The sequence below is a fragment of the Ruegeria sp. CE9 genome, assembly GCF_056537425.1.
In genome coordinates this window covers 426,244-452,251 of the sequence record NZ_JBQFRO010000003.1, presented here as the reverse complement: position 1 = coordinate 452,251, position 26,008 = coordinate 426,244, and the positions used below count along the sequence as shown (strand labels likewise).

General features: G+C 57.2%; 20 protein-coding genes and 1 tRNA gene. 12 read left to right on the top strand and 9 right to left on the bottom strand.

Translation table 11 applies throughout. The annotated features are described in order from the left end of the window. Positions 1–98 (top strand): EF-Tu C-terminal domain-related protein (locus ACR0B3_RS09300; protein WP_480808821.1); only part of this gene is annotated, 98 nt, incomplete at its 5' end. Between the two features lie 249 nt (positions 99–347). Continuing rightward, on the top strand, positions 348–569 hold the full coding sequence (locus ACR0B3_RS09295; RefSeq protein WP_170683472.1) for a hypothetical protein: 222 nt from the start codon (positions 348–350) through the stop codon (positions 567–569). A gap of 32 nt (positions 570–601) precedes the next feature. On the opposite strand, the gene ACR0B3_RS09290 is transcribed toward ACR0B3_RS09295, so the two are convergent. Further along, positions 602–1,306, bottom strand: a complete 705-nt coding sequence (locus ACR0B3_RS09290; protein ID WP_480808811.1) for a lysophospholipid acyltransferase family protein — start codon at positions 1,304–1,306, stop codon at positions 602–604. Between the two features lie 142 nt (positions 1,307–1,448). Here ACR0B3_RS09290 and ACR0B3_RS09285 point away from each other — a divergent pair. The 9 genes from ACR0B3_RS09285 (at position 1,449) to ACR0B3_RS09245 (ending at position 14,826) form a co-directional block, all read left to right on the top strand. Then, a tRNA-Trp gene (locus ACR0B3_RS09285) sits at positions 1,449–1,524 on the top strand. Between the two features lie 228 nt (positions 1,525–1,752). Then, a complete protein-coding gene (locus tag ACR0B3_RS09280) occupies positions 1,753–5,058 on the top strand; it encodes an adenylate/guanylate cyclase domain-containing protein (RefSeq protein WP_480808810.1) in 3,306 nt (1,101 codons plus the stop codon). 121 nt (positions 5,059–5,179) lie between these two features. Then, the gene (locus ACR0B3_RS09275; RefSeq protein ID WP_480808809.1) at positions 5,180–6,745 is read left to right on the top strand and encodes an FAD-binding oxidoreductase; all 1,566 of its coding nucleotides are present in this window, start codon (positions 5,180–5,182) and stop codon (positions 6,743–6,745) included. A 39-nt stretch (positions 6,746–6,784) separates the two neighbouring features. Next, a complete protein-coding gene (locus tag ACR0B3_RS09270; protein ID WP_480808808.1) occupies positions 6,785–8,458 on the top strand; it encodes a hypothetical protein in 1,674 nt (557 codons plus the stop codon). After that, the gene (locus ACR0B3_RS09265) at positions 8,451–10,211 is read left to right on the top strand and encodes a ferritin-like domain-containing protein (protein ID WP_480808807.1); all 1,761 of its coding nucleotides are present in this window, start codon (positions 8,451–8,453) and stop codon (positions 10,209–10,211) included. Before ACR0B3_RS09270 ends, ACR0B3_RS09265 begins: the two co-directional genes overlap by 8 nt. Then, the gene (locus ACR0B3_RS09260; RefSeq protein WP_480808806.1) at positions 10,208–11,518 is read left to right on the top strand and encodes a radical SAM protein; all 1,311 of its coding nucleotides are present in this window, start codon (positions 10,208–10,210) and stop codon (positions 11,516–11,518) included. The genes ACR0B3_RS09265 and ACR0B3_RS09260 overlap by 4 nt, the downstream gene beginning before the upstream one ends. Before the next feature lie 7 nt (positions 11,519–11,525). Next, positions 11,526–12,938, top strand: a complete 1,413-nt coding sequence (gene qhpG, locus ACR0B3_RS09255; protein WP_480808805.1) for a flavin-dependent monooxygenase QhpG — start codon at positions 11,526–11,528, stop codon at positions 12,936–12,938. A 72-nt stretch (positions 12,939–13,010) separates the two neighbouring features. Further along, on the top strand, positions 13,011–14,150 hold the full coding sequence (gene lptF / locus ACR0B3_RS09250) for an LPS export ABC transporter permease LptF (protein ID WP_170683464.1): 1,140 nt from the start codon (positions 13,011–13,013) through the stop codon (positions 14,148–14,150). Positions 14,151–14,235: 85 nt separating this feature from the next. Continuing rightward, the gene (locus tag ACR0B3_RS09245) at positions 14,236–14,826 is read left to right on the top strand and encodes an HD domain-containing protein (protein ID WP_480808804.1); all 591 of its coding nucleotides are present in this window, start codon (positions 14,236–14,238) and stop codon (positions 14,824–14,826) included. Here the strand turns inward: ACR0B3_RS09245 and speB are convergent. From speB to ACR0B3_RS09205, 8 genes are all read right to left on the bottom strand, one after another. After that, positions 14,823–15,665 (bottom strand): agmatinase, encoded by an 843-nt coding sequence (speB, locus tag ACR0B3_RS09240; protein ID WP_480808803.1) that lies wholly within the window; start codon positions 15,663–15,665, stop codon positions 14,823–14,825. The genes ACR0B3_RS09245 and speB overlap by 4 nt on opposite strands. Next, complete coding sequence (gene nspC, locus ACR0B3_RS09235; RefSeq protein ID WP_480808802.1) at positions 15,662–16,831, bottom strand: carboxynorspermidine decarboxylase; 1,170 nt, start codon at positions 16,829–16,831, stop codon at positions 15,662–15,664. The genes speB and nspC overlap by 4 nt, the downstream gene beginning before the upstream one ends. A 78-nt stretch (positions 16,832–16,909) precedes the next feature. Continuing rightward, complete coding sequence (locus ACR0B3_RS09230) at positions 16,910–18,121, bottom strand: saccharopine dehydrogenase family protein (RefSeq protein ID WP_480808801.1); 1,212 nt, start codon at positions 18,119–18,121, stop codon at positions 16,910–16,912. A 14-nt stretch (positions 18,122–18,135) separates the two neighbouring features. Further along, positions 18,136–20,025, bottom strand: a complete 1,890-nt coding sequence (gene speA / locus ACR0B3_RS09225) for a biosynthetic arginine decarboxylase (RefSeq protein WP_480808800.1) — start codon at positions 20,023–20,025, stop codon at positions 18,136–18,138. A gap of 102 nt (positions 20,026–20,127) precedes the next feature. After that, positions 20,128–21,213, bottom strand: a complete 1,086-nt coding sequence (locus tag ACR0B3_RS09220; protein WP_480808799.1) for a DUF1513 domain-containing protein — start codon at positions 21,211–21,213, stop codon at positions 20,128–20,130. A 3-nt stretch (positions 21,214–21,216) separates the two neighbouring features. Continuing rightward, positions 21,217–22,227, bottom strand: coding sequence for an imelysin family protein (locus ACR0B3_RS09215; RefSeq protein WP_480808798.1), 1,011 nt, complete (start codon positions 22,225–22,227; stop codon positions 21,217–21,219). Positions 22,228–22,230: 3 nt separating this feature from the next. Beyond that, on the bottom strand, positions 22,231–23,778 hold the full coding sequence (locus ACR0B3_RS09210) for a di-heme oxidoreductase family protein (RefSeq protein WP_480808797.1): 1,548 nt from the start codon (positions 23,776–23,778) through the stop codon (positions 22,231–22,233). Between the two features lie 165 nt (positions 23,779–23,943). Further along, positions 23,944–25,212, bottom strand: a complete 1,269-nt coding sequence (locus ACR0B3_RS09205; RefSeq protein WP_480808796.1) for an imelysin family protein — start codon at positions 25,210–25,212, stop codon at positions 23,944–23,946. Between the two features lie 228 nt (positions 25,213–25,440). Between ACR0B3_RS09205 and ACR0B3_RS09200 the strand changes: the two genes are divergently transcribed. Then, positions 25,441–25,980 carry a ZrgA family zinc uptake protein gene (locus ACR0B3_RS09200; RefSeq protein ID WP_480808795.1) on the top strand — a complete coding sequence of 180 codons (540 nt, stop codon included), beginning with the start codon at positions 25,441–25,443 and terminating at the stop codon, positions 25,978–25,980. The last annotated feature ends 28 nt before the right edge of the window (positions 25,981–26,008 follow it).

The window sequence follows — 26,008 nt, the reverse complement described above, 5'->3', positions numbered from 1 at the left end:
TGATCGCGCCGATCGCGATGGAAAACGGCCTGCGCTTCGCCATCCGCGAAGGCGGCCGCACCGTCGGCGCCGGCGTTGTGTCGAAGATTGTAGAGTAATCGGTAGGCCGGGCTTCAGCCCGGCACATCGACAAGACTAAGAAGGCCGCTCCAACAAAGGGGCGGCCTTTTTAAATGTTACCTCGGATTTGCCTGAGATTATTCGTCGAATAATCTCTGACAAGTTGAGTCCATGGCGCTTTCTTAATCTAGCGTCCACTCCAAACAAAGACTGAACTCCCAGCTATCCCTTGCAACAGCAAATTAGGTCCGAACGATAAGCGGCCCTCGCGATCAAGGGAGAATAAGATGTTTGGTTTTGAGTTTCTGAACTATGGAGCACAGATCCTTCACAGTAAGGATCTGGACGATATGCGGGCAGCCATACTTGGCGACAACGAACAAGAAATTGATTGCAATATCAGCGACTTTTGCCGAGAGCGGAAGCGCTTTGACGTCAAGCTTGCCGAGTTGTCAGACGGTTTGGCAAGCCGCGCGACCTCGGTCAGAGCCAGTGTAGACGCTGCATAACGGTGTAATTGCCGTTTCCCGTCGGTTTTGGTTCATACATCCTTCGCCCAAGGCTCACGTCCGACCATCTGGTCGGCCTCGGCGGTGATGTCGTTCATGTGCTGCTCAAGGCTCAACCGAAGGGCCTCAATCTGCTCTTCGTTGGCCTTGCGCGGAACCGGGTCGGTCCATTCGCGGCACAGAAACACACCTTCATTGCGCCAGGGGCGCGGCATCAATAGGCGATCCCAGGTTCCGGCTTCGCGACCATGCCGCGCAGAATAGGTTATGCCGAATACGCGTTTGCCTGAGGTGCGGGCCCAAACCAGAGGAACTGTGGATGAGACACGCTCGGGCCCGCGCGGGCCGTCCGCGGCGATACCGATCGAGATACCTTGCTTCATCTTGCCCAACACCTCGCGCGACAAGGCGACGTGGCGTTTGCGGCTGGACATGGCAATTGTATCCATCCCGAACAACTTCTGCACCCGCCCCACCATGCTGCCCGCGCGTGCGGCTGAGGTGATCGAGCAGATGCGGCCTTTGTCCAAAGGGAAGAAATAAGGCGATTGCGCCAATCTCTGGTGCCAGAGCACCACGATGACAGGTTCACCCTGTTCTGCCAGTTGGTCCAGTTCTTCATATCCGATGCGCTGCCAGCGTGTGTTGCGGTGAACCATCCGAATATAGCTTGCGATCCGGCGTGCGACCCAATTCAGCAGGGCTTCGCTGTCGGCTATTTTCTTGCGGATGCTCAAGGCTGCGGTCCTCCTGCTGGCCGAGCCTTGTCTTAAAGAACTGCGCGCCGGGCGCAACTTTTTTGTCGAACGCAAAGTGTTCGGAAAACTGAAAAAGCCTCTTGAGTCCTCTGCGCCACTGTCATATCTGATGGCCTAGCCTAGGGGTATAGCTCAGTTGGTAGAGCGACGGTCTCCAAAACCGTAGGTCGCGGGTTCGAACCCTGCTGCCCCTGCCATTTTTCAAAGCGACAGCGCAATTCATGCAACAGACTAGCGGGATCGACACGCGCGGTCTGCGCAATTCACTTGACGCGCTCGTCAAGAAAGAAAAAGCTTGATCAAGGCTGAAAGAAAAGCCATCAGGACCGTCTGCCTAAATGGTCAAAGTCTTTGGGCTTTTGTGTCAATATGGGCAAGCCTGACCGGGTAGGGGAACCCGGAGACGATCGGGGACAATGGGGATAATGACAGAGATCGACGCATTCCTTGAAGAACACGGGCTGTCGAAATATGCGCCGGTTTTTGCGTCAAACGAAGTCACCTTTGCCGATCTCGCGCATCTCACTGAACATGATCTGATTGACCTTGGGCTGCCGCTTGGTCCACGGCGTCGACTGATGGCCGCTTTGGGGCGGACGCGGGATGCCAATCCAGCGCCTGTACAGGGCAGTGGCAAGATCGTGGCCGAGCGGCGGCAACTGACTGTTATGTTTGTCGATCTCGTTGGGTCGACTGCTTTGTCCGAGCGGTTGGACCCGGAGGATTTGGGCGAGCTGCTGCGCCGGTTCAAAGAGATCTGTTCGACCTCGGTGGCCCGCTTTGGTGGGCATATCGCCGACTTTATGGGTGACGGCGCGATGATCTATTTCGGTTATCCGCACGCGGTTGAGGATGCGGCCTCACGCGCTGTTCTGGCCGGTCTGGATATTCTGGAAGGTCTGATCCGAATGGAAGGTCAGGAGCGACTGACCGCGCGGATCGGTGTGTCAACCGGTCTAGTCGTGGTGGGCGAAATCTATGGCGAGGGACTTAGAGAACATGACGTGGTCATGGGACGCACGCCGAATTTGGCGGCGCGTTTACAAGGCTTGGCCGAGCCCAATACCCTGATCATCAGCCCATCGACGCGCCGCTTGGTGGGCAATGCTTTTGAACTGCAGGATCGCGGGTCATTCGCGCTGAAAGGGTTTTCGGAACCGATACAAGCGTGGATCGTTACAGGCCAGGCCCGGATCGAGCGCAGATTTGACATCATGCCGGATGCTGGGGCTGGCCGTCTCATCGGGCGTCATGCTGAATTCCGCAAGTTGATCGGCAAATGGAACGAGGCAAGTCAGGGTGCCGGGCAATCGGTACTGGTCTCTGGTGAGGCGGGGATCGGTAAATCGCGCTTGATTGAGGGGCTCAGTCAAGAGGTGTTGGACCAAGGCGCGCTTCGTCTGAACTTCCAGTGTTCGCCGCTTCACGCCAACTCGGCACTGTATCCGATCATTCAGCATCTGGAACGTGCGGCGGGATTTGCACCAAAGGACAGTGACGAAGACAAGCTGGGGAAACTCTCGTATCTCTTGCGCCATCATCCGGTCGAGCACGTGCGGTTGATTGCCGATTTGTTGAGCGTTGATGCTGATGCGGTACTTGGGCCTCTCGATCTGCCGCCGCAGGTGAAGCTTGAAAAGACGCTGGAGGCGGTGACCGAACAGCTTGCTGCGCTGGCTCGTGAACGTCCGGTTTTGCTGTTGTTCGAAGACGCCCACTGGGTTGATCCGACCACCTTGTCTCTGACAGATCGGGTGATTGAACACATTCGGGACCTCCCTGTATTGATCGTCGTTACGGCGCGCACTGGATTTGATCCGGGGTGGGGCCAGCACAACAATACATTGCATATTCCACTTAAACGTCTGACCAATCGGGATGTCGCCGAGATTGTGGCGGAGGTTGCTGGTGGCAACGCGGTACCTGCCGAGGTCTGCGATCTGATTGCAGCCAAGACGGATGGTATTCCACTCTATGTTCAGGAAGTCACTCGTGGCTTGCTGGAATCCGGGCAATTGCGCCTTTCCGACAAGGGCTATGTCCTGCGCGGGCCGCTGCCTTCGCTGTCTGTTCCCAGCACGCTGCAGGATTCGCTGATGGAACGCCTTGATCGTTTGGGTAAGGCCAAAGAGGTGGCGCAGACCGGCGCTGTTTTTGGTCGGCAGTTCTCAATCGCATTGCTGGCTTCGGTATCGTTCCTGTCTCCTACGGTTCTGCAGTCGGGGTTGGAGCAGCTTTCATCTGCCGGGATCATTCTGCAAGCGCCGGACGCGGCAGAGGATGAGTTCATATTCCGTCACGCTTTGATCCGCGACATGGCCTATGACAGCCTGTTGCGGACTGAGCGGCAATCCTTGCACGACCGCGCAGCCGGGGCGCTGTTGGAAAATCAACCGCAATTGGCGCAGACCCAGCCCGAGGTTTTGGCCCAGCACTACGCGTTGGCGCAGCGCGCCGAAGAGGCTGTGATGCATTGGCAAAGCGCAGGGCGTCGGGCGATCGAACGCTCGGCCCAGGCCGAAGCGCTGACTCATCTGACGAAGGCGTTGGATCAATTGGCCGATCTGCCCAAAAGTCGCGAACGGGATTTGCAGGAAATCGACATCCAGATTCTGCGCGCTGGTGTTTTGCGGTCAACCAGTGGCATCTCGGGGGACGCGACCGGTGAAGCTTATGGTCGCCTGCGCGAATTGTGCCACCGGGCAGATGAGACCGAGCGGCTATTTCCTGTGCTCAATGGGCTATATGCCTTCCATCTGGTGCGTGCCGAATACCGGTTGGCGCAAGAAGTAGCGGCCCAAATCCTCGATTTGGCGGAAAAAAGTGGCAAAACCGAACACCAGATGGTGGGTCACCGCGCCATGGGGGCTGTGCAGCTGCATTTGGGCAACCTGCACGAAGCGCAGAGCCATCTTGAGCAAGCCTGGACCCTTTATGATTTCGAAAAACATAGCCAGTTGGCCTATGTCTACGGCACGGATCATGCCGCGATCACGTCTGCATTTTTAGGCACATGTTATTGCCTAATGGGTCGACATCAGGATGCCTTGCAGGTGCAAAATACCGCGCTCGAATGGTCCAAGGAACTTAAGCATGCGCATAGCGTAGCGCAGATTTTGGTCTATATGTGCAAAGTTCACCTGCTGGCACGCGATATCCCTGCCTTGCAAAAGGATGTACAGGCATTGTCCGAAGTTGCCGAAGAACATTCGCTGCCCTTTATGGCTACAATTGCGCGGCTTTGGGAAAGCTGGGCAAAGGCGACCATGACCTCTGAAGGTGAGCATATCGAAAATCTGCGTCTAGCGTCGGAAGATTGGTGGTCGGTCGGAGCTGGAAACTACAAGGCATTCTTTCCGTCGTTGATAGCCGAGCTTCAGACAAATGCCGGTGATCACGAGGCGGCGCATCAGACCATGGCACACGCCAGAAATGTTCTGAGCGAAACTGAAGAAAAATGGGCCGAATCCGATCAGTTGCGCATTGAGGCTGCGCTGGTTGCTAAAACCGGCGGTGACCCGGAACCACTGCTTCTGCGCGCGATCGAAATCGCTCAGATGCAAGGCGCAAGGCTCTATGAACTCCGTGCGGCGGTTGCCTTGGCTGAGTGGCGGCAGCGCAACGGAAAACCCATTGGTGAGGCGTTGAATACTGCCATGTCGCATTTCCAAAAGGATGCGCAATTGCCTGATCTTAGGGACGCACGCGCGTTGATGGAAACGACCACTTGACCCGAGCCCCCTTATGCTGCCAGCTTGGGCGCGGGCAGAGTTGGGTTGATACCTAAAATTCGAAATTTAGGCGCTGGCACACCGGTCCAGCGCTCCGGCTCTTGTGGTTTGAGGAGACCCGATGAAAAAGATCAGCAAAACCCTTCTGGCCAAAGATATCGTGGCGCAAAGCCGCACTGATCTGGCTTTGCAGCAATATCACTCGATCTCAGCCGATGAGATACGCGCGTTTGAGAAGAAGCTGATCGGAACAGTCACCCTGCCCACCGACACGGAATACAACCGCGACCGTCAGGTCTGGAACCCTGCATTTCAGGATTATCCTGAGATTATAGTCTATTGCGAAACCATTCAGGACGTGCGTACCAGTCTTGAATTTGCGCGTAAGCATGACTTGTGGGTCGTTGCGCGATCAGGTCGGCACAGTACGGCAGGATACTCGGTCAACAACCAGATGGTGCTGGATACCAGCCGGATGCGGTACGTCACCGTCGATCCCAAGGTGCCGATGGCCTATGTGGGGCCGGGCACGCCGTTCAAGATGCTGAATTCCGAGTTGAATTCCTACCATCTGCATGTGCCCGGCGGGGCCTGTCAGGATGTCTGCGTCGCGGGGTTCATGATGGGCGGTGGCTATGGCTTTACTTCGCGCGGGCTTGGGATGGCTTGCGACAACGTTATGGGTGTCACCGTGATGCTGTGGGACGGCAGTATTGTTGTTGCCGACAAAGACACCAATCCTGATCTGTTCTGGGCGATCCGGGGCGGTACCGGCAACAACTTTGGCGTGTTGTTGGAAATTCGCTATCAGCTACACCCGCTTTACAAGGTTTGGGGTTGTCACATCACCTGGCCTTTGGACAAAGCTGCCAAGGCGCTGGAGTTCCTGCAGGCTAACTATATGAGCACCTGCAAGGATGACCGGTTCGGGGCCTATATCTTTCTGGCCTATCAAGGGGATCGAAAGGTGCTGCTGGTTTCGGCGCTTTATGATGGCAAACCCGAGGAAGGCAAGGCGTTTATCAAGCCTTTGCTGAGCGATGAAATCGGCGGCGAGATGGGTGAAGATGACGAGAACTACGGCACCTATCAGGAGATCAACTCGTGGCTTTACGACGACAAGTACGACATCCCCGTCGTTCCTGATCAGGCACGCGAGGACAAACAGGCCGGATACATCAAACGCCAGCTCAGCGAGGCCGAATGGCAGCGCGTTGTGGACTACCTTGACAGTACACCTAATGCCTATGGCGCTGTGGCAATTGAACCTTATGGCGGTGCGATCAACCGGATGCCGCTGGGCAAAGAGGGCAACGCCTTTATCCACCGTGACGTGTCGTTAAACTTTTACGTCGATGTGTTCTGGTTGTCGGAAGAAGAAAAAGAGATCGTGGTGCCCTGGCTCGACGGGTTCATGAAATTGATGACTGACGAGGGCTATTTTATCGACCGCGTCTATCAGAACTACCCGCGGCGCACGCAAAAGAACTATCGCTGGCAATATTGGGGTGAATATTTCAACTCGCTGCTGTTCGTGAAGCAGAAATTCGATCCGCATAATTTCTTCCATTATCAGCAGAGTATTTCTCCGGTGCCGGACGACGCGCCGCCGGACATCATCCGCGATACGTCCAAGTCGATCTTTGACGACCCGACCATCATATACGAAAGCTATTCGAACCCCTGAAAACAGGGGCAGCCACGGCCAAACGGGGGAACACCCAGCATGGACACGATTCAGGAGATTTTCTTTCTGCCACCCATGGCGGTTGCCCGGTTGGGGCCGGGCGAAACGCCGCTGGAAAGTTATGAGTGGCAGCAGGATATGGATGCGCATGGCAACAACAAGACGGTCATCCGTTCAAACATAACCCTGCGCGAAGTCGAAGACGGCAGTGTCACCGCCTATCTGCCTGATCCCGACACGATCCGCTTTCGCGACGAAGGCGGCGAGTTGCGTCCGGTTGCTCCGTTCTTTGAGCTGTGGGCGCGGATGCATGATGCCGAGACGGGTGAAGAATATGAGACGCCGGTGACGCTGGACATGCTCGACGATCAGGGCCTGTCGCTGCAGAACGTGCGTTATTCGGTCACCGTCGGGAACACAAAGGCCGAGCGTCGGACCGGTGATGCGGCCTGCGGATTTCGCGCACGGGTCGAGATTGCCGGCCAGGATTTCACCCCGAAACCGCTGCTAGCCTTTAGCCCCTATACCTCAGAACAGCAGCCGATGGTCTATGAGCATAATCCGATCCCGTTGGGTTCGATCCGCGCGATCCATCCGGTGCAGGGCCATGATGAGCCGGTAGAGGGGGAATTCATCGACCGCAGTATCCTGCGTCTGCGGTTCATGCCGCCCAAAGGCGAGGTCTATGGCCCGCCGGATGCTGCTTACGGTCCGGCGACGCTGGCGGTTCCGGGATATCAAAACGACCCACCGGAATCGGAATATGGTCGCATCCATGAAATTGTACCCGAACAGAATCGCATCCTGAATCCAGACACGCCATGGTCGAAGTGGATCATGATGTCTGGCACATCGGACGACCCCGAGCCGCATGACAGTTACGACGGTGCCCGCGTTGGCAATGACCAATCCTGGGGCGTGGCCGATGATACCAGCGATGGCGTGATCGAAGCGACGCTGGCGGTGCGTGGCGAGCGCCTGACCGCGCGTGCGACAATCATGACCGGACCGCCTGATTTCGCTCCCGATGCGCGGCCGTTCTATAGCCTTGAGGATGATCTGGCCGACCGCGATCTGTCGCTGATTTTGGTCACCGCCGAGAACTACGAACAGGCCAAAACCGAAGTGGTCGATATCTTCCGCCGTGCGTTCGAAACCAACAGCCTGATCAATCTCGACGATATCCGCGCGCAAGGATTGAAGGACAATGCCAAACTGCAGGCCAAGACAGGGATTTCCCCAACACCCGGCTTGCCCTCGACTGATGCAAAATCCATGACGGAAGAGGATGCAAGGCCGCCAGACAAGATCGATGAACTGATCCGCCCGCAGCCAATCTCGGTCTTTTCGAACTCGGTGCCGAATGACCGTCTGCCCTATACAGTGGCGACGAAGTTCGTGCATGAGCAACTGATCGACGAGGCCAACCTGCTGGATTTCCTGCGCCGCCGCCCGGATTTCGTGAAAACCCTACTGCGCCCACCCTATGGCATCCTGACCGAACTTGAGACCGACCCGAACCCCGATCAGGACCCAAACCCGGATTTTCGCGACCCGCGGATCATCCGCGACTCAATGCATGACGCGCGGATGCCGCCTTATATGCGTGATTCCAACTATTACCCGCTGTCCCTGTCGCGCAGGCAGTATCATCTGGTGATCTCGTTCATCGACTATCTGGTCGCACAGGACTCGGAGGCGCAGAATGTCTAATCAACCCGACCAAATCCGCGTCAAACCCCGCAACCTGACCGCCCGCGCGGCCTATAAGGTACCGGGAAATCCCGACAATACGCGCCTGGACGGATCGGTGGGCAATTGCTTTCCCGGTCTGGAAATGGATGTACGCAATCTCGACCGTCGCTTTTTCCCCGGTCTGGTGTTCAACGCTGCTCGGGTGCCGCTAAACCCAGTGCCTGAGGCGCCGAAGAATTCGCAGGGCTTCCATCTGGTCTTTGTCGATTATTTCTATGACCCGATGCTGCCCGACAATAGCCCCGACGACTGGGTGCAGACCTTGCTTGAGGCCTACAGCGGCGACGTAGGCGCAAAGCTCAGCCAGGGGCGCTGGTTCCTGTCATGGGTCGAACAAAGCGGCAAGCGCATTACTTTCAAGGAGGAAGACGGCACACCCTATGACGGGCTGATGATCTGGCGGTTTATCCGCAGTCTGGAACATGGCGATGACAAACCGGTCAGCATTGCTCTGGAACGGCGCAATCATGAGGGCATCGTGGATACCGAGCAGGTCGTCCTGCATGGATTCCGCCGACAATACCGGACCGAGGCGGGTGTCTTCAGCGAAGCCTATGACCCCGGAGAATTGACGCAGAGCCTGTGCAATCCGTGGTCCCATGACTTCCGCGACTGTGGCTGCCACTACTGGCCCTCAAACCACCCCGATGTGGTGATGGCCGAGGTGGCGCATGACGATCAGCTGCCCTCGGGCCAGTCGAAGAATCCTATCGAGGCCGAGACCTATCTGGACTGGCTGCGCTCGGATAAATCTCCATCCGGCAATGTGGCGGCGCTGAACACGGTGGAACAGAACCGCCCCTATCAGATCGATCACTATCAGGTGAACCAGATGTGGAGCGAGCTGCCCATCGTCGTCGAAGGCCGCGAAACGGGCGAAGTTTACGAGGTTGATCCCGAACTGCCGGGGGTCGAGCCCTATGACACGCCCGAGGCGATGATCAAAGACCTCAAGACTCGTCTGGCCGCGATGGAGATGACGCTGAGCCTGCAGTATCTCTACGCCTATTTCTCACTGGCCGATCCTGAGACTGCGGATACCAAGAAATGGCCGACGCTAAAGGACGATCTGATTTTTGCCCGCCGTTCGGTGCTAGAAGTCGCGATTGGTGAGATGACGCATATGCGCTGGGCAAACCAACTGCTGTGGGAGCTTGAGCCAGAGGGGTATGAACCAGTTCTGACCCCGTCAGAAACACTGCCAGCGGGCAAGGGTAAGACGCAGCCACGAGCGTTGCGGCCGTTGACGGCCGAAGCACTCGCAGATTTCATTGAGATCGAGCGTCCCGGTGGCACCATCGACCGGGCTTATGCGCAATGTGTCGCGACACTGGAGCAAGAGGATTTGTTCCCTGAACGCCGCCTCTATGCGTTGGCGGTTCGGATCGACACGGATGGGGATGAGCACTTTTTGCGCTTCAGTCAGATGAAGGACGTTCTGGCCAAATACAAGATCGGCGAGGGCACTCCTGCTTACTTGCGTCCTATCGAGGTCGGGACCGAAGCTCAGGCCCAAAAAGCGTTGGACCTCTACGCGAAAGTCAGAGACGGGCTTGCCAGCGCCTATACTCTTGAGGCTCAGGGTGAGTTCGAAGAATCCCAGACCTATATCCAGCAGGTCCGTGACGACATGAAGCTGTTCCGTGTCGAGGGCGAAGCGCTAGCTGCAAAAGGGATCGGTATTCCGTTCTGGACGGAGGGCAAGGCGTGACCCCAACCTCTGCGCAGGTGCATTTCTTTGACACCGGGCATGGGGATCACATGCTGGCCGTCGATGGCTCGCGCGTGTTCGATGTACCTGCGGGGACGGCGGAACGGTTTGCAGAGATGGATGAGCCCGGCCAAAGCGCGTTCCTCAGGTCGATGGGGTTGGATGGCACGCCATTCATCGATGATGCGCCGCCACAGGACATGCCGGTGCGCTCGCTGTCGCTGGCGGTTGCGCAGAAATGCAATCTGGCTTGCACTTATTGCTATGCGGCGGGTGGAGAGTTCGGCGGCCCGGCGCGGAATATGGAATGGGAGGTTGCCAAAGCTTCGGTCGATCGTCTGATTGCCGAGGCCGAGCCGGGGGTGCGGATCAACCTTGCCTATTTGGGCGGGGAACCATTGATCAATCGCGATCTGGTACGGCGCACCACGGACTATGCTTTGGAACAGGCGCAGGAAAACGGGTTAAGCGTGGGGTTCTCGATCACAACCAACGGCACCTTGTTGCGCCCCGAGGATGCGTCATTTTTCGAAGCGCATGGCTTTGCCGTCACCATCAGTCTGGATGGCGTGGGCAAGGTCCATGACAAGCTGCGCCCCTATCGTGGCGGGCGCGGCAGTTTCGATATAATTTTGAAACGGGTCGAGCCCTTGCTGGCTGTGCAGCACCGTATGCAGGTCGGTGCCCGGGTGACGGTCACACCACAAAACATGAACCTGCCCGAGACGCTGGATCGGTTTGTCAAGATGGGTTTCCATTCGATTGGGTTCTCACCGATGCTAGCCTCGCCCAATGGTCAGCACGAGCTGAATCTGAACGATCTGCACGAGATGCTGACTCAGATGATCCGCTGCGGCGAGGTATTCGAGGCGGCGGTGATCCAAGGGCGGCGCTATCCGTTCTCGAATATGGCGGCCGCGATGCAGGAAATTTATCGGGGCACGCACCGCCCCTATGCCTGCGGCGCAGGTGGAGGTTATTTCGGCGTATCCGCCGATGGCGGCCTGTTTGCCTGTCATCGCTTTGTCGAGGACGAGGCCGGTGCCATGGGCGATGTTTATGATGGCCCCGACCTGCGGCGCGAAGATTGGCTGGCAGAGCGCCATGTGCACACGCAATCGCCATGCACCACCTGTTGGGCGCGGTATCTATGCGGTGGCGGCTGTCATCACGAGGTTATTCATCGCGGGCGCCCGGCCTGCGACTACATTCGCGGCTGGTTGCATTATTGCCTGCAGGCTTATGTGCGCCTGTCGGAGGCGCGCCCCGACTATTTCGGCGCGCCCGCGCAGGCAGCATCAGCCTGATCAAATGATGACAGAGACCGAAATCTGCGTGGTCGGTGGCGGCCCAGCAGGCAGCGCGGCTGCGCTGAGGCTGGCACAGTTGGGCCGCCGCGTCTGCCTGATCGAGCGTGAGGCCTTCCCACGCCAACATGTTGGTGAGTCTCTGCCCCCTTCGATCTGGCCGATCTTGAACCTTCTTGGGGTCAGTGAACGAATAGCACAGGCCGATTTTCTGCGCGCCAACGGATCGATCTTGCACTGGGCCGGAACCTTTGACCGTCGCGGCATCGATGGTGATCATCCCGGCCTTCTGGTGGACCGGGGCCAATTCGATATGCTCTTGTTGAACGCGGCGCGGGCGGCAGGGGTTCAAGTGTTCCAACCTGCGCGCGTTTATCGTCCGGTACGTCGACAGTCCGGTTGGGAGATTCCGGTTCGGGCCAATACGGACTCCTATCATATTCGGGCGCAAGTCCTGCTGGATGCAGCGGGACGGCAAGCCGGTCTGGGCCGCCGATATCGACCATCCTCCCAACCTCTTCTGGCGCTTTATGCTTATTGGCAGAGCCCCCCGGGATTTGGACCGCAAGCGCGGGTCGAGGCTGGGGCGTCGCGCTGGTATTGGGGGGCTCTACTGCCCGATGGCATGGTCAATGCAATGGTTTTCGTCGACCCGGATACCTGCATCGGGCTTTCGCCTGCTGACCGGCGCGACCTCTACCTGAACCTGCTGGCACAATCGACCTTACTGTCGCCTTGTCTGGAACAACGCCGCACCGGGCCCGTGCGTCGTGCGGATGCGACCAGTCGGGTTGAGACGACACCTCCATCACGCGATCTATTGCGCGTTGGAGAGGCTAGTTTTTCGGTCGATCCGCTGTCATCGCAAGGTGTTCAATTGGCGATGGGGCAGGCCATGCAGGCAGCAGCGGTCGTAAACACAGTGTTGGAAACTCCAGAACATAGTGAAATGGCGTTATCGTTCTATTCCGAACGCCAAGCTGAGCGCGTACAGACCCATGCGGTGCTCTCGGCTGATTTCTACGCCCGGCAGAACGCAACCAATCCGTCGCCCTTTTGGGCGAAACGCGCGCAACCTGAGGATTGGTTGAAGCCGGCTGAGACAGATCCAAATCTTGAGGATTTGCGCGACGATCAAACCTTGAGCCTTTCCTCAGAGGTCACGCTGATCACGTCAGGTGTGCAGGCCGCCTCATGTATTGAGCCGGGTGTGGTTGTCACGCATCCGAACCTTTCACGACCGGTGGCAAATCTGGAAGGCGCATCGCTGGGCCCTCTGCTACAGCGACTGGATGGTGCGGCCACCGCACTGGAGATTGCCACACGTTGGACCAGCGTCGTCGATGCGCAACGTGCGCGCCGCATTCTGCGCTGGCTCTGGTATCACCGTATCCTGATCCCTGCCGCCGAATGGTCGTAATCGAGGTTCCCTCGGCGCATCGAATGGCATAAGGTTCGCCGCAACGCCAACCGCCAAGAAACAAGAGGTCGCATGTCGCGTTTTGATGGGTATTTCCTGCGGCAATTGCTGGTGCTGTTTGGCTTTTTCACTCTGGTACTTGTCGGGGTTTTCTGGATCACGCGTTCGGTCAGCCTGTTTGACCGTGTCATCAGTGGTGGCCAGTCGGCGATGGTGTTTCTGGAGTTCACAGCGCTGACTTTGCCGACACTGATCCGAACGGTCATGCCTATGGCGGTGTTTGCAGCGGCAGTCTATGCCACTAACCGCCTGAGCCGCGAAAGCGAGATGACGGTGATGCTGGCGACCGGCTCCAGCCCTTGGCGATTGGCACGTGCCGTCCTGATGTTCGGGCTTAGCGCAGGTCTGATGATGGCCGTCATCAGCGTTTTCCTGCGCCCTGCATCGGTTGATCAGTTGGAACAGCGACAAGACGAGGTCGCCGGGGACGTCACTGCGCAACTGCTGAACGAGGGTGAGTTCCTGCACCCGGCTGATGGTGTGACAGTCTATATAGGTGGCATTGATCTGGATGGAACGCTCCGAGAAGTGTTCGTTTCGGACCGGCGCGACGATATCAACCCCGTCAGCTATTCCAGCACCACGGCCTATCTGGTCAATCAAGCCTCGGGCATTCATCTGGTCATGTTGGATGGTGTGGCGCTGAGGTTTGATGAGGCTGGAAACACGCTGTCATCCACGCTGTTCGAGGATGCTTCTTATGATATTTCCGAATTGACACAGAATTCAGAAATGGGCCACCGGAGCCTTGAGGCTATTCCCACGGTAGAACTTATTTGGGACCGGGAAGCGGTTGCTGTGAAGGATGATCACAGTGTCGGACATCTGATCGACGAGCTTCACCAGAGGTTTTCCTGGATCGCAATTTGTATCGCTGTTGCGCTGGTCGGGTATTCCACGCTTATGCTTGGCAGCTTTTCGCGATTTGGGCTGTGGCCCCAAATATTGGCCGCGTTTACAATCCTTGTTTTGCTCGAAGGCGTGCGGGGGTTTGTCTCTCCTCTGGTGATTGAAAACCCACGATTGTGGATATTGCTGTATCTGCCTGCGGTGTTGGGGGTCGCTCTGTCCGGCGTTTTCTTGTCCATCGCCGGGCGGCCTCTGATGCGTCGCTCAGCGGCTAACAGAGGTAGTGCCGTAACCACGGCGTGATTTCAGGCATTCGCCTAGTAGAATTCTTTTGCGTTGCAGGCCGGTTTGGGTAACTTGAGCTGGCTAGCAGCCATAGGAGCGCGCCGTGCTGGACAAAAGTCACAAACCCACCTGGACCAGTTTTGAAGAGACGACCAAAGCGGATTGGGATGCCGTGATGGAGTATGAAGAGGCCTATAACGCGGCCTTGCCGGATCGTATTCTGGACGCCATCCGCTCGTTGGATGAAGAGTGGACACCTTATCCGGTGAACCGCTATCAGCACAGTTTGCAAGCTGCGACTCGAGCTTATGAGGACGGTGCGGATGAGGAACTGGTCGTGGCGGCGCTGATCCATGACACGGGTGATATCCTATCGCCCTATAACCATGGCGAGCTGTCAGCAGCGATGATGAAGCCCTATGTCAGCGAGAAAACTCACTGGATCCTCAAGCATCACTGCGTATTTCAAGGCTACTATTACAATCACCACCTGGGCGGTGATCGGAATGCCCGCGACAAGTATCGCGACAGCCCGTATTGGGAGGATTGCCGCTATTTCTGCCACGAGTATGACCAGAAGGCGTTTGATCCGGACTATCCGACCAAACCGCTGGAGTTTTTTGAGCCCATGCTGCGCCGCGTCCTGAACAAGGGCGAAGGGCATATGGAATTGAACGAGACCGCCGAAGATTAACAGGCGGCCATCAAGCGATAGACGATCTGGGCGGCTGTGAAATCCCATGCGGCGTTGCCGTCCGGAGCCAATTCAACCACATCAAAGCCCACGCATTTACGGTGTTGCAACGCGTGTTCTACCAGCCGAAGCGCCTGATAATAACCTAACCCGCCGGGCACCGGGGTTCCGGTGGCGGGCATCTGGGACGGGTCCAGACCATCTACGTCGAAGCTGACATAGACCAGTTCGGGGAAATCTTCGGGCAGGTCGACGGAATGGATGTTTCCAGTGACCAATTCCTCGGCATCGACGTGGAAGACGTGGTTCTTCAGGCGGCTTTTCGCCTCTTCGGTGGAGAAAGCGCGGACGCCGAATTGAGCCAGCCGGATGCCTTCGCCTGCCAGCAAGTGCATGACCGAGGCGTGCGAGTGTTTCTCACCTTGATACGCATTGCGCAGGTCGGCATGGGCATCGATCTGGACGATCCCGATGGGCTGGTTCAGGGCGCGTGCAACGCCCATCACTGCGCCATAACTCAGCGAATGCTCACCGCCCAACGTAACCGGCACTTTGCCCGCGCGAATGGCGGCTTCGGTACGCTGGGCGAGGCGCTCCATGACTTCGGGAAGGGGGCCGTCGCAGTTCAGCGGGTCTTCGGTAAAGATACCTTCGACGCAAGGCTCGGCGTGGCCGGTGATGCGTTCCAGTTCGTTGCTGGCCTCGATGATGGCCTCAGGGCCTTTAGCGGTGCCCGCCCCATAAGAAACAGTGCGCTCCAGAGGCACCGGGATGACGCGGAAGCGGGCGTCTTCGGTGCGTTCAGAGGCAGTCAGTTCACTGTCGAGAAAAATGCTCATGAGAGTCTTTCTTTGAAGTCGTCATAGCCGAACTGTTTGATAATTTTCAGCTCGTCCGTTTCGCTATTCCAAAGTGCAATGGTTGGCAGAGGCACACCGTTGAACGTGTTGGTCTTGACCATCGAGTAATGCGCCTGATCGAGGAAGGCAAAGCGCTGGCCAATCTTGAGCGGCTTTTCCCATGTATAGTCGCCGATCACATCACCGGCGAGGCAGGAGGGGCCGCCCAGGCGGTAAGTATGGCCCTCCTCGGCCTCATCCATGAGGGCTGGTCGATAGGGGGCTTCGATCACGTCGGGCATATGGCATGTGGCCGAGATATCGGTGATCGCAAGGTTCATGCCATTGGTGGGCAGGTCCAGGATTTCTCCGATCAGAACACCTGCATCCAGCGCGACTGCCTCACCGGGTTCGATGTAAACTTCGACATCGTGTTCTGCGCGGATGGCCTTGATGAACGCGACCAGCCCGTCGCGATCATAGTCGTCGCGCGTGATATGGTGGCCGCCGCCGAAATTCAGCCATTTGATTTGGTTGAGGTATGGTTTGAGCCTTGGCTCGACTGCCGCCCACGTACGCTGCAGCGGCTCAAACCCCTGTTCACAGAGCGTGTGCATGTGCAGACCGTCAACTCCAGCCAGGGTTCCTGCTGTGAGTTGGCTGACAGGGGTGCCAAGGCGCGAACAAGGGGCGCAGGGATCATACTTGGGGATTTCACCTTCGGAATGTTCCGGGTTGATACGCAAACCAACCTGAACACCTGCGGCCTGGGCTTTGCTGAGAAACCGATCCTTTTGCGACGGCGTGTTGAAGATGATGTGATCGGAGAACGACAGGATTTCGTCGATGTCAGCGTCTTTGTACCCGGCGCAAAATGTCGCGACCTCGCCGCCGTATTCTTCACGCCCCAGACGGGCCTCAAAGATGCCACTGGCGCAGGTGCCGCCGAGATGTTGACGCACCAGCGGGGCCAGCGAGAACATCGAGAACGCCTTGAGCGCGCTTAGAACATGCGCGCCAGAGCGGGTGCCGATGTCGGAAAGGATGGTCAGGTTTCGCTCGACGGCCTTTTCGTCGACCACAAAGCAGGGTGTGGGCACACGGCTGAGGTCGAAATGCCGGAAGGCTCCGGCGTCTCCGGCCTGTGTGGTCATCATGTCGGACATGTCAGGCGTCTCCGAGTGGTGGAGAGGCCGGGGGGCTAGCCACCCGGACCCCCCGGAGTATTTGGGAAAAGATGAAGATCAGAAACTGACGGGACCGTCGAGTTCGTGGACTTGCCATGGGAGGCCTTGGGTGTTCAACATGTCCATGAAGTTGTCAGGGTCGAGTTGCTCCATGTTCCACACGCCCGGTTCGCGCCAATTGCCTTTCAGCACCTGTGCCGCGCCGATCATGGCGGGAACGCCAGTGGTATAGCTGACGGCTTGGGAGCCGACCTCGGCATAGCATTCCTCGTGGTCGCAGATGTTGTAGATGTAATAGGTCTTTTCGCCCGAGCCGTCTTTGGCCTGACCTGTGGCGATGTCGCCGATGCAGGCTTTGCCTTTGGTTTCAGCGCCCAGATCGCCGGGATCGGGCAGCAGGGTTTTCAGGAACTGGATCGGGATGATTTCTTTGCCGTCATGCATCACCGGGTCGATGCGGGTCATGCCGACGTTTTCCAGCACCTTGGCGTGGGTGATGTAGGCGTCGCCAAAGGTCATCCAGAAACGGGCGCGTTCGATCTCGGGGAAGTGGGTGCTGAGGGATTCCAGTTCCTCGTGATACATCAGGTACATGTTCTTGGGGCCGATGGCGGGGAAATCGAACTCAACCTTGTGGGTCATCGCCGGGCTATGCTGCCACGCGCCGTTTTCCCAGTGGCGAACCTCGGCCAGCACTTCACGCAGGTTGATTTCCGGGTTGAAGTTGGTCGCGAATTCCTGATCGTTACTGCCGCCATTTGCGTCCAGCACGTCGATCTGACGAATCGTGTCTAACTTGTGCTTCTTGAGCCATGTGGCGAAGACGGATGTCACGCCCGGATCAAAGCCAGAGCCGAGGATTGCGGTCAGGCCTGCCGCTTTGAACCGCTCTTGATAGGCCCATTGCCAGTGGTATTCGAACTTGGCCTCATCTTCGGGCTCGTAGTTTGCGGTGTCGAGGTAGTGGATACCGGCCTCAAGACAGGCATCCATCAGCACCAGATCCTGATAGGGCAGGGCGAGGTTTACGAGGATTTCCGCGCCTGTTTCTTTGATCAGCTTGACCGTGTCTTCGACCTTGTAAGCATCCAATTCCGCGGTTGAGATATCCACGCCGACACGTTCCTTCACGGCCTTGGCGATGGCATCGCATTTTGATTTCGTGCGGCTGGCCAGAGTGATCTCGGTGAAAATATCTGAATTCATCGCCATCTTGTGCACGGCTGCGTGGGATACGCCGCCCGCACCGACAACCAGTGTTTTGCCCATGGTCTGTCTCCTTCTTATTCGTAATAGGTGTAGCCGTTGATCGAGTCGCGATAGGCGCTCATCAGGGTTTTGCGGTCCTTGGCTTGCAGAGTACCGGTCGAGATCGCCTCGTCCACCATTTTGCGGAAGGCGGCGACGCAATCCTGTGGATCGAATTCCACGTAAGACAGGACCTGGCTGATCGTGTCTCCCTCTTGTTCATGCAGCAGGTCGAACCCGCCATCTGTGCGCAGGTCGATGGTGACGACGTTGGTGTCGCCGAACAGATTGTGCAGATCGCCCAGCGTTTCCTGATAGGCACCGACGAAGAAAACGCCCATGAAATACTCGCCATCATCCGGCAGCGAATGCACCGGCAGACTAGGGGAAACGCCATCGGCGAGGATGAACCGGTCGATTTTACCATCGCTGTCACAGGTGATGTCGGACAGGACTGCGCGGCGGTCTGGGGTTTCATTCAATCCTTGCAGCGGCACAATCGGGTGCAATTGGTCGATCGCCCAGACGTCCGGCAGGGATTGGAACAGCGAGAAGTTGCAGTGGTAGATGTCGGCCACTTTCTCAAGTTGATCGTCCACATCCGTTTCCAGATCATCGCTGGCTGCCAGCGCCTTGAGGCGGGCCATCAGGGACAGGTAGATACGTTCGGCCCGTGCCATTTGGCGCAGATCGACATAGCCGCGCCTGAAAAGCGCGCGCAGCTCGTTGCGATAAAACGTGGCGTCGTTCCAGCATTCCTGCAGACGGTCTTGGCTAAGGTAGCCATGAACTGCAGCAAGGTCCGCGACCAGATGGTGGTCGTCTGGTTCAACCTCGGGGCCATTCGGCGCGTCGTAGAGCGTGCTTTCCAGTACGTTGAACAACAGCATTGAAGACGTAGCGACGACGGCACGGCCACTTTCAGTGACCAATATCGGGTGGTCCATCTCAGCCTCGTCCATCGCATAGGCGACGGTCTCAACAACGTTGGCGCAGTATTCTTCGACTGTGTAGTTGATTGAATTCTCAGCGGCTTTCTTCTCGCCCGTGTAATCCACACCCATGCCGCCGCCGAGGTCCAAATGAGATAGCGGCACGCCCTCGCGGGTCAGTTCCGTATAGTAGCGACAGGCTTCACCCACGGCGCGGCGCACATCGTTCACGTCCTGCACTTGTGAACCGAGATGCGAGTGCTGCAGCCTGAGGCAGTGCAATAGGCCCGCCTCTTTCAGCTTGTCGACAGTCGCGACCAACTGATCGGTGTTCATACCAAAGGCCGAACGGTCGCCCGAGCTTTCTTCCCATTTTCCACTGATCTGGTTCGTGAGCTTCACCCGCACGCCGATCAGCGGCTCAATGCCCAGTTCTTTGTAGACATTGATGACCGTATCAGCCTCTTTCGGGCTTTCCAGAACGATCACAGTGTTGAACCCGATCTTGCGGGACAGGATCGCCAGTTGAATGAACTCGGCATCCTTGACACCATTGCAAACGATCAGAGCCTCTGGGGCCAACCGGTGCGCCAACGCGACCACAAGTTCGGGCTTGGACCCGGCTTCAAGGCCGTAGTTGTATTTTTTGCCGAACTCGACGATCCGGTCGACGACTTGCGCCTGCTGGTTCACTTTGATTGGAAAGACGCCGCGATAATCCCCATTGTAGCCCACGCGCGTAATGGCATCGTGGAAGCTTTCGTTAAGATGTGCGATCTCGTGCTCAAGATAGGAGGTGACGCGCAGGACCATCGGGGCCTTGATACCCCGGTCGTCCAGATCACTGAGGATACCGGGAAGGCTTATCGCCGCCGTTTCCGGTGTCATCGGATTGCGCAGACCGATCTCGCCCTGATCTGTCACCTCGATGAGGCCTTTGCCCCATTTTTCAACCCCGTAGATGGAATGCGGTGCGTCGGGCGTCTGTTTCAATCAGGTCAATCCTTGGCTTAGGTATACTGGTTTCGCGCCCGCCAATACGGCAGAGGTTTGATTCGTCCAAGTGTAATCTGACAAACAGGGGTCTGCCGAGATTTATCCGAATGAACGAATTGGGATCAGGTGGTTGTCCCATTGGCAGTCTGATCGGGCAGAGATTTTTGCCACCTCGCTATTCAGCGCGCCAAAGGCCCCAATGCCGGTCGTGAATACCAATCCCGTTTCACCGGCTGCCAATCCGCATACGTCTTCGAACGCATGCGCCCCAAGGAAGGATCCGCTTTGAACATCAAAGAGGTGCAATGCATTCCCACGCGGGCAGGTGATTGCAATCGATTGGCCATCTGAGGAAAAGGCGACGCTGCCGGCATAGCCCTGTATTCCGCTTTGATGTGTATCGGGCGCCGACAATAGACGCGGGTTTTCGCCTCTTTGGTGAAGGCCAAGCAGGGCTGGGTGTTCAATTTGGCTGCCCTGCCACTGCATAGCAAAGCCAACAAGGCCATCGTCGCGCACCGCTAGATGGCGGATCGAATTCTTGTGCAGCGTGCTGGGCAGCTCTACTTGTTCCAAGACAGTGCCTGACAGATCCAGATACGTCAGGTTGGGTTGCATCGCTGGCAGATTTAGTTTGGTCCGACCGGTATCAGGGTGTGTTTCGATCCCACCGTTGGCAATGACCAACGTTTCACCATCGGGCAGCAAGCGCATGTCATGAGGGCCAATGCCGCCCGACGGGAATTCCCCCAGCCGGGCAAAAGTGGCCGCGTCCCAGACGCCGATCACTCCTTCAGCAGCTTCATAGTCGTTCTCGGTTGTAAAGAAACGGGTGCCACCGGCTGTAAATGTGCCATGTCCGTAGAAATGGCGACCCCGTGGAGCTTTTAGTCGCCTGACGATGGAACCGTCGGTGCAATCGATGACGATGGCGAAAGTGCCGGGACGGCGCGCAAAGGCTACCGCTTGTGCCTTGCGCGGATGTGCTGCCGCCGCGTGGCCACGCGCAGGTAGGGGGATCGAGAACAGGAGGGTGCCTGTGCTATCAAGTCCAGAAAGCCGATAACTGCCATCGGGAAAGAGCCCAGCGGCCAGATAGTGCGGGGCGCCCACTGACGACCAGCCCGTGACAGGGGTTAGGCTAGCGGCGGCGAGGCTGGCGATGAACGTACGGCGGTTGCTCAACGCTCAGTCCCCGTCCAATGAGTTGAACCCAGCGCTAATTCCAAGCGTCGGGCCAAGCTTTTCCGAAGCGATTGCACGAATTTCGTTGATCGATTGCTGCAATGCTTCAATCCGTATGCGGCCTTGCGGTGTGTCGACGCTGGTGAAGGTGGAGTTATCCAGAGACTGAGCCCGATCAATGGCGCGTGCAAAGGCGGCATCCAAATTGCCTGCGATCTCGGGATGGTCAAAGGAGAGGCGCGCGGCCAAATCGCGCAAGGCTATCAGCGACAATTCTACATGGCGCAACGACCGGCCAGACCGGCGCGCTTCGGCGCGGCTGGGGCGGGGGCGTTCGAATGTACCCAAAGGGCGGCCTAATCTTGTATCGGCTGTGAACTCAAGGCCTGTTGTCAGCGCTCTGAACAACTCCTGCATCGCCTCATCGTCCGAGCGATAGGGGCTGTCGCCGCTCGGCTGCGTCAGTTTTGGTGAGTAGGATTGCCAATCTTCATTCATAGCCTCAGCATTTCGGTCGATATCGATCGCGATGGCTCGGATCAGGGCGCAGCGATATTCAGCGCTGCCCCTTTCCGCCATTGCCGGATCATAGAGCATGCGCTCCAATGCCAGGAATCCCCGACCAGCAATGGACGTTTCGGCGTAAGCTTCGGGGGTTTCGACTGCGGGGTCTTCGCTGTTGATGTGCCGAGTTAGTGTTCTGGGAGTGAACCCTTTGGTATCGGGCCAGAATGCCATGGCGAATGCACGGTCTTCGATTTCGCTTGGGCCGAACCGTAAATGGCTAACTGAAATCCAGCTGTCGAATGCTGTGCCATAGGCAGCGCGCAGTTCATTGGACTCCGGGGTGCAATCGGTCCGTACGGTCGTCGCCAATACTTCGGTGGCCTCAGCCAATTGCGCAAAGCGCTGCAGAATATGCGTTTCTGTCACATCCATCAGGATAGGCCTGTGATCCTGCGCGTGAACGCCTAAGGGGATCAGCAGGGCAGTGACAAGGGTAAGGCTACGCATAGTTCAAAGGCTTTCAAGAAATTGGATCAGGGCATCCCGGTCGGCCTTCGGCATCGAAACAACCGTATCGCGGGCTGCCTGCGCCTCTCCACCATGCCACAGGATCGCCTCAAGCAGGGATCGCGCCCGACCGTCGTGCAGGAATTGGGTGTGGCCTGACACACGCTCGGTCAGGCCGATGCCCCAAAGCGGCGGGGTGCGCCATTCACGGCCCGTGGCACGGGCTTCGGGGCGATTGTCGGCAAGACCTTCGCCCATGTCGTGCAACAAGAGATCGGTGTAGGGCCAGATCAGTTGGAAACTGTGCTCAGGCCGGTCGGGCACCCGGTGCGTGACATAAGCTGGTGTGTGGCAGGAGGCACAACCTGAGACGTGAAAGACCTCTTTACCGCGCAACACCTCTGGATCATCGACGTCACGCCGCGCCGGGACACCAAGATTGCGGCTGTAAAAGACGACAAGATCCATCCCAATCTGATCAATCTCAAAACCGCGTGCATCGGAGTCTCCATGCGGGGCATTGATGCAATTGGTCTGAAACTCGGTGCAATCGCCGTGCGGTGCAGGATAGAGCGGGTTTGAGATTCCTATGTCGCCCGCAAAGGCGGCCGAGGATTGCTCCATGATTGTGGGCATCCCGGCCTTATGGCCAAAGCGGCCGATCATTGGCTCACCGAACTCATTCGACCACACGATGTTCGGACGCCCGGATATGCCATCGCCGTCTGAATCTTCGGGGTCAGCTTTCGCCAGCAGATCGTCAACCGGAATGGCTTCGAGCAACCCCAATCCGATCATCTGTGGCGCGACCCTGGGGCTGAGCATCGCGTCGGGATGAAGAGGGCCATAGCCCAGATCCGCAGCTTTGTATGTCGGTTGACGTAGCCAAGCGGTTTCCCCATCAGACAGCTCAACCGGGACCTCTTCGTAAGTGATTTCGAGCTTGTATTCAGCCGGGTGACCCGCAAGTGCAAAGTCTTGCATCTGGCCGCCATAGTAAGGATCAGGCAAGGTGGCGATATAGTCTTCGATTTCGACAGGAGCGTCTTCTGACGAGCCCGGGATTGAAATTCTCAGAAACATCGAGACGGCACTATCGTCCGACCCGTTAGGAGTATGGCCACGTCCGTCTTTTATGTGGCAGCGCTGGCAGGAGCGGGCGTTATACAAAGGCCCCAACCCGTCAGACGCCAACGTGGAAGAAGGTGACGAGACCCAGATCTTCTTGAACAACCCATTGCCGACCTTGAAATCCAGCTCCTGTTCGAAACTGATATTGGCCGAGGGCTGCGAAAACGCGTCTGCATCACTGCGAACGCGCACGGTTGCGGCACCGGCGGGTAGCTCTTCGAAGCGTTGCGGTGCACCGAAGTCATCAGGTGCTGAAGTTGCCGCTTCGATGCGCGTGCGTTCTTCGGCAGTCCGGAGAATGAAGTTCAGATGTAGATCCCGAAGCTCGTTGGCTAGGGATTGGGTGGCCGATAGTACGACCACCGGAACAAGGGCAAGCTTAGCTGCCGTTGTCCAATTTAGATGCGTCGAATTGCGCATAATTGGCTCGCCAATCCTTTCATACAGATCGAGCATTGAATTGAGAATGTCGACATGTCCTTCTTCGTTGCTGAGCAGCTCTGCAATCAAGCCCACCGACACATAGTCTCGGGTTTCGCGGCAGTATTCGCGTGCCTCAATTCAAAGCGTGCCCAGTCGTAAGGATTAGTGGAAGACCGCATCGGGATTATCCAGGCTGTCCGAACCCTCGAAATCGATCTGATCCAGTTCCAGCGTGGTCACAATGCGCTCAATCGTTTTGGTCTGATCGATCAGTCCGTTGACGCCGCCCATGATCAGGGCCTCACCGCCTTCGTTGCCCCGTTCCAGCATCTGGTCATAGGCAAAGCCTGCTTCGGCGGTCGATTTGATGCGACCCAAGGCAAGCATCGTATTCGCCAATTTGGCCTTCATCTCAGCATTCAGCGCCGGATCTGTCGCAGCCACGAGGTCGGACAATGATGCACCCGAAACCGGAGTGCCATCGATACGCGTATAGCTGCCCAAGTAAACGTTCTGAATGCCCAAACCGTCATAGTAATGGCTGTTATGGGTGTTGTCGGCAAAGCAGTCATGCTCTTCCTCGGGATCGTTCAGCATCAGGCCAAGGCGCATCCGCTCACCCGCTTGTTCACCGTATGACAACGAGCCCATGCCAGTCAGGATGGCGCTGACACCGGCGGATTCATTGGCCGACAGAGCCGCGCGCGCATCACCACCTTCCGCCCATTGTGCAGTCATCCACTCCAGATCGCTGATCAGCAGGTCAGTTGCGGCGCTCAGATACTGTGCGCGGCGATCGCAATTGCCGTTGGTGCAGCCGTCACCTTGTGCGTAATCGGTATAGGGCCGGTCACCCGCACCCGCACCGTGACCGTTCAGGTCTTGACCCCACAGCAGGAATTCGATGGCGTGGTAGCCTGTGGCAACATTAGCCTCAATCCCGTCTGCTTCGTGCAAGGTATCCGCCAGCAGAGCGGGGGTGATTTCGCTGGCGTCGATGGATTCACCCGACAGCTCAAAGCTGGGGTTGGCGATGACGTTCAGGGCTGCGGACTCGTTCTCATCGCTCGGGCCGCCATAAGAGGCATCCACGTAGTCAATCAAGCCCTCGTCCAGCGGCCACGCATTCACTTTACCTTCCCAATCGTCGACGATTGCGTTGCCAAACCGATAAACTTCGGTTTGCTGATAAGGTACACGCGCAGCGATCCATGCGGCACGAGCCGCGTTCAGCGTAGCATCAGATGGATCGGCGATCAGCGCATTTACTGCGGTCTGAAGTCTTTTTGCAGCGATCAGGCTATCGTCATATTTGGCTTCCGCAATGTTGGCATAGGTGCTTAGGACATCGGCCTTGGACGGAGCGTCGGCAACCGCTGTGCTTGCGACGCACAAACTGAAAACACTGGTCGCGGAGGACAATCTGGTCATGTGGAACTCTTTCCTTCTTAACGGGATTCGGGCCCCACAACTGCTGTGGGGCAGGCGGGGCAATAACTGAGTTAATTTGTCAACAAAGTCAACCTGAGTTTTATTATCAGGTATATCTGCAGTTTCTGACTAACCATATCTGGGGAGGTCTGAGCGCCCGGCAATTATTGCGCTGAGGCGCATTTGCACTAGAATGTCATATGGTTTGTTTGGTTAACGGTGAGTAGAATGAAATGCGCAGCCATACTCTTTGCGCTCATACCTGTCGCACCGCTGGCGCAGGGTTTGACTGCCATCAACGCCCATTCTCATGGCGCGGGGCGCATGACAATTTCGTTTGTAGAGACTGGATTTAGCCTAAGTCTCGAGGTTCCGGGCGCCGATATCGTCGGGTTCGAACATACGGCTGAAAACGAAGATGAGCGCGCAGAAGTGGCGGCCGCGATTTCGGACCTTTCCAAACCCCTTGAAATATTCGAGGTCGCACCCGAGGCAGGGTGTATGACAGCGACGGCCAATGTGGCGTTGGTTGGTGATGTCTTCGTTCAGGATGAAGGCCAGGTATCGGACAATGCGGTGCATCACACCGAATTTCAAGCTGACTACTTGGTCCAGTGCCAAGAGCTTTTGCTGGTAGAATCTATCCGGTTTACCTATTTTGAGCGATTTACACGCGCCGAGCGCTTGTTTGTGGAATTGATGTCATCGGATGAGATTCAGAACCATACAATCGAACGCGCCGCGCCGCTGCTAAAGCTTTTGAATTGAAGTTAAAGACTCTTGCACCTGCGAACCC

Coding starts and splice junctions, on each gene's coding strand:
- ACR0B3_RS09270 (WP_480808808.1), top strand. CDS start 6,785: ATGGACACGATTCAGGAGATTTTCTTTCTGCCACCCATGGCGGTTGCC.
- ACR0B3_RS09265 (WP_480808807.1), top strand. CDS start 8,451: ATGTCTAATCAACCCGACCAAATCCGCGTCAAACCCCGCAACCTGACC.
- nspC (WP_480808802.1), bottom strand. CDS start 16,831: ATGTCCGACATGATGACCACACAGGCCGGAGACGCCGGAGCCTTCCGG.
- ACR0B3_RS09295 (WP_170683472.1), top strand. CDS start 348: ATGTTTGGTTTTGAGTTTCTGAACTATGGAGCACAGATCCTTCACAGT.
- speB (WP_480808803.1), bottom strand. CDS start 15,665: ATGAGCATTTTTCTCGACAGTGAACTGACTGCCTCTGAACGCACCGAA.
- ACR0B3_RS09210 (WP_480808797.1), bottom strand. CDS start 23,778: ATGCGCAATTCGACGCATCTAAATTGGACAACGGCAGCTAAGCTTGCC.
- ACR0B3_RS09200 (WP_480808795.1), top strand. CDS start 25,441: ATGAAATGCGCAGCCATACTCTTTGCGCTCATACCTGTCGCACCGCTG.
- lptF (WP_170683464.1), top strand. CDS start 13,011: ATGTCGCGTTTTGATGGGTATTTCCTGCGGCAATTGCTGGTGCTGTTT.
- qhpG (WP_480808805.1), top strand. CDS start 11,526: ATGACAGAGACCGAAATCTGCGTGGTCGGTGGCGGCCCAGCAGGCAGC.
- ACR0B3_RS09205 (WP_480808796.1), bottom strand. CDS start 25,212: ATGACCAGATTGTCCTCCGCGACCAGTGTTTTCAGTTTGTGCGTCGCA.
- ACR0B3_RS09280 (WP_480808810.1), top strand. CDS start 1,753: ATGACAGAGATCGACGCATTCCTTGAAGAACACGGGCTGTCGAAATAT.
- ACR0B3_RS09275 (WP_480808809.1), top strand. CDS start 5,180: ATGAAAAAGATCAGCAAAACCCTTCTGGCCAAAGATATCGTGGCGCAA.
- ACR0B3_RS09230 (WP_480808801.1), bottom strand. CDS start 18,121: ATGGGCAAAACACTGGTTGTCGGTGCGGGCGGCGTATCCCACGCAGCC.
- ACR0B3_RS09215 (WP_480808798.1), bottom strand. CDS start 22,227: ATGCGTAGCCTTACCCTTGTCACTGCCCTGCTGATCCCCTTAGGCGTT.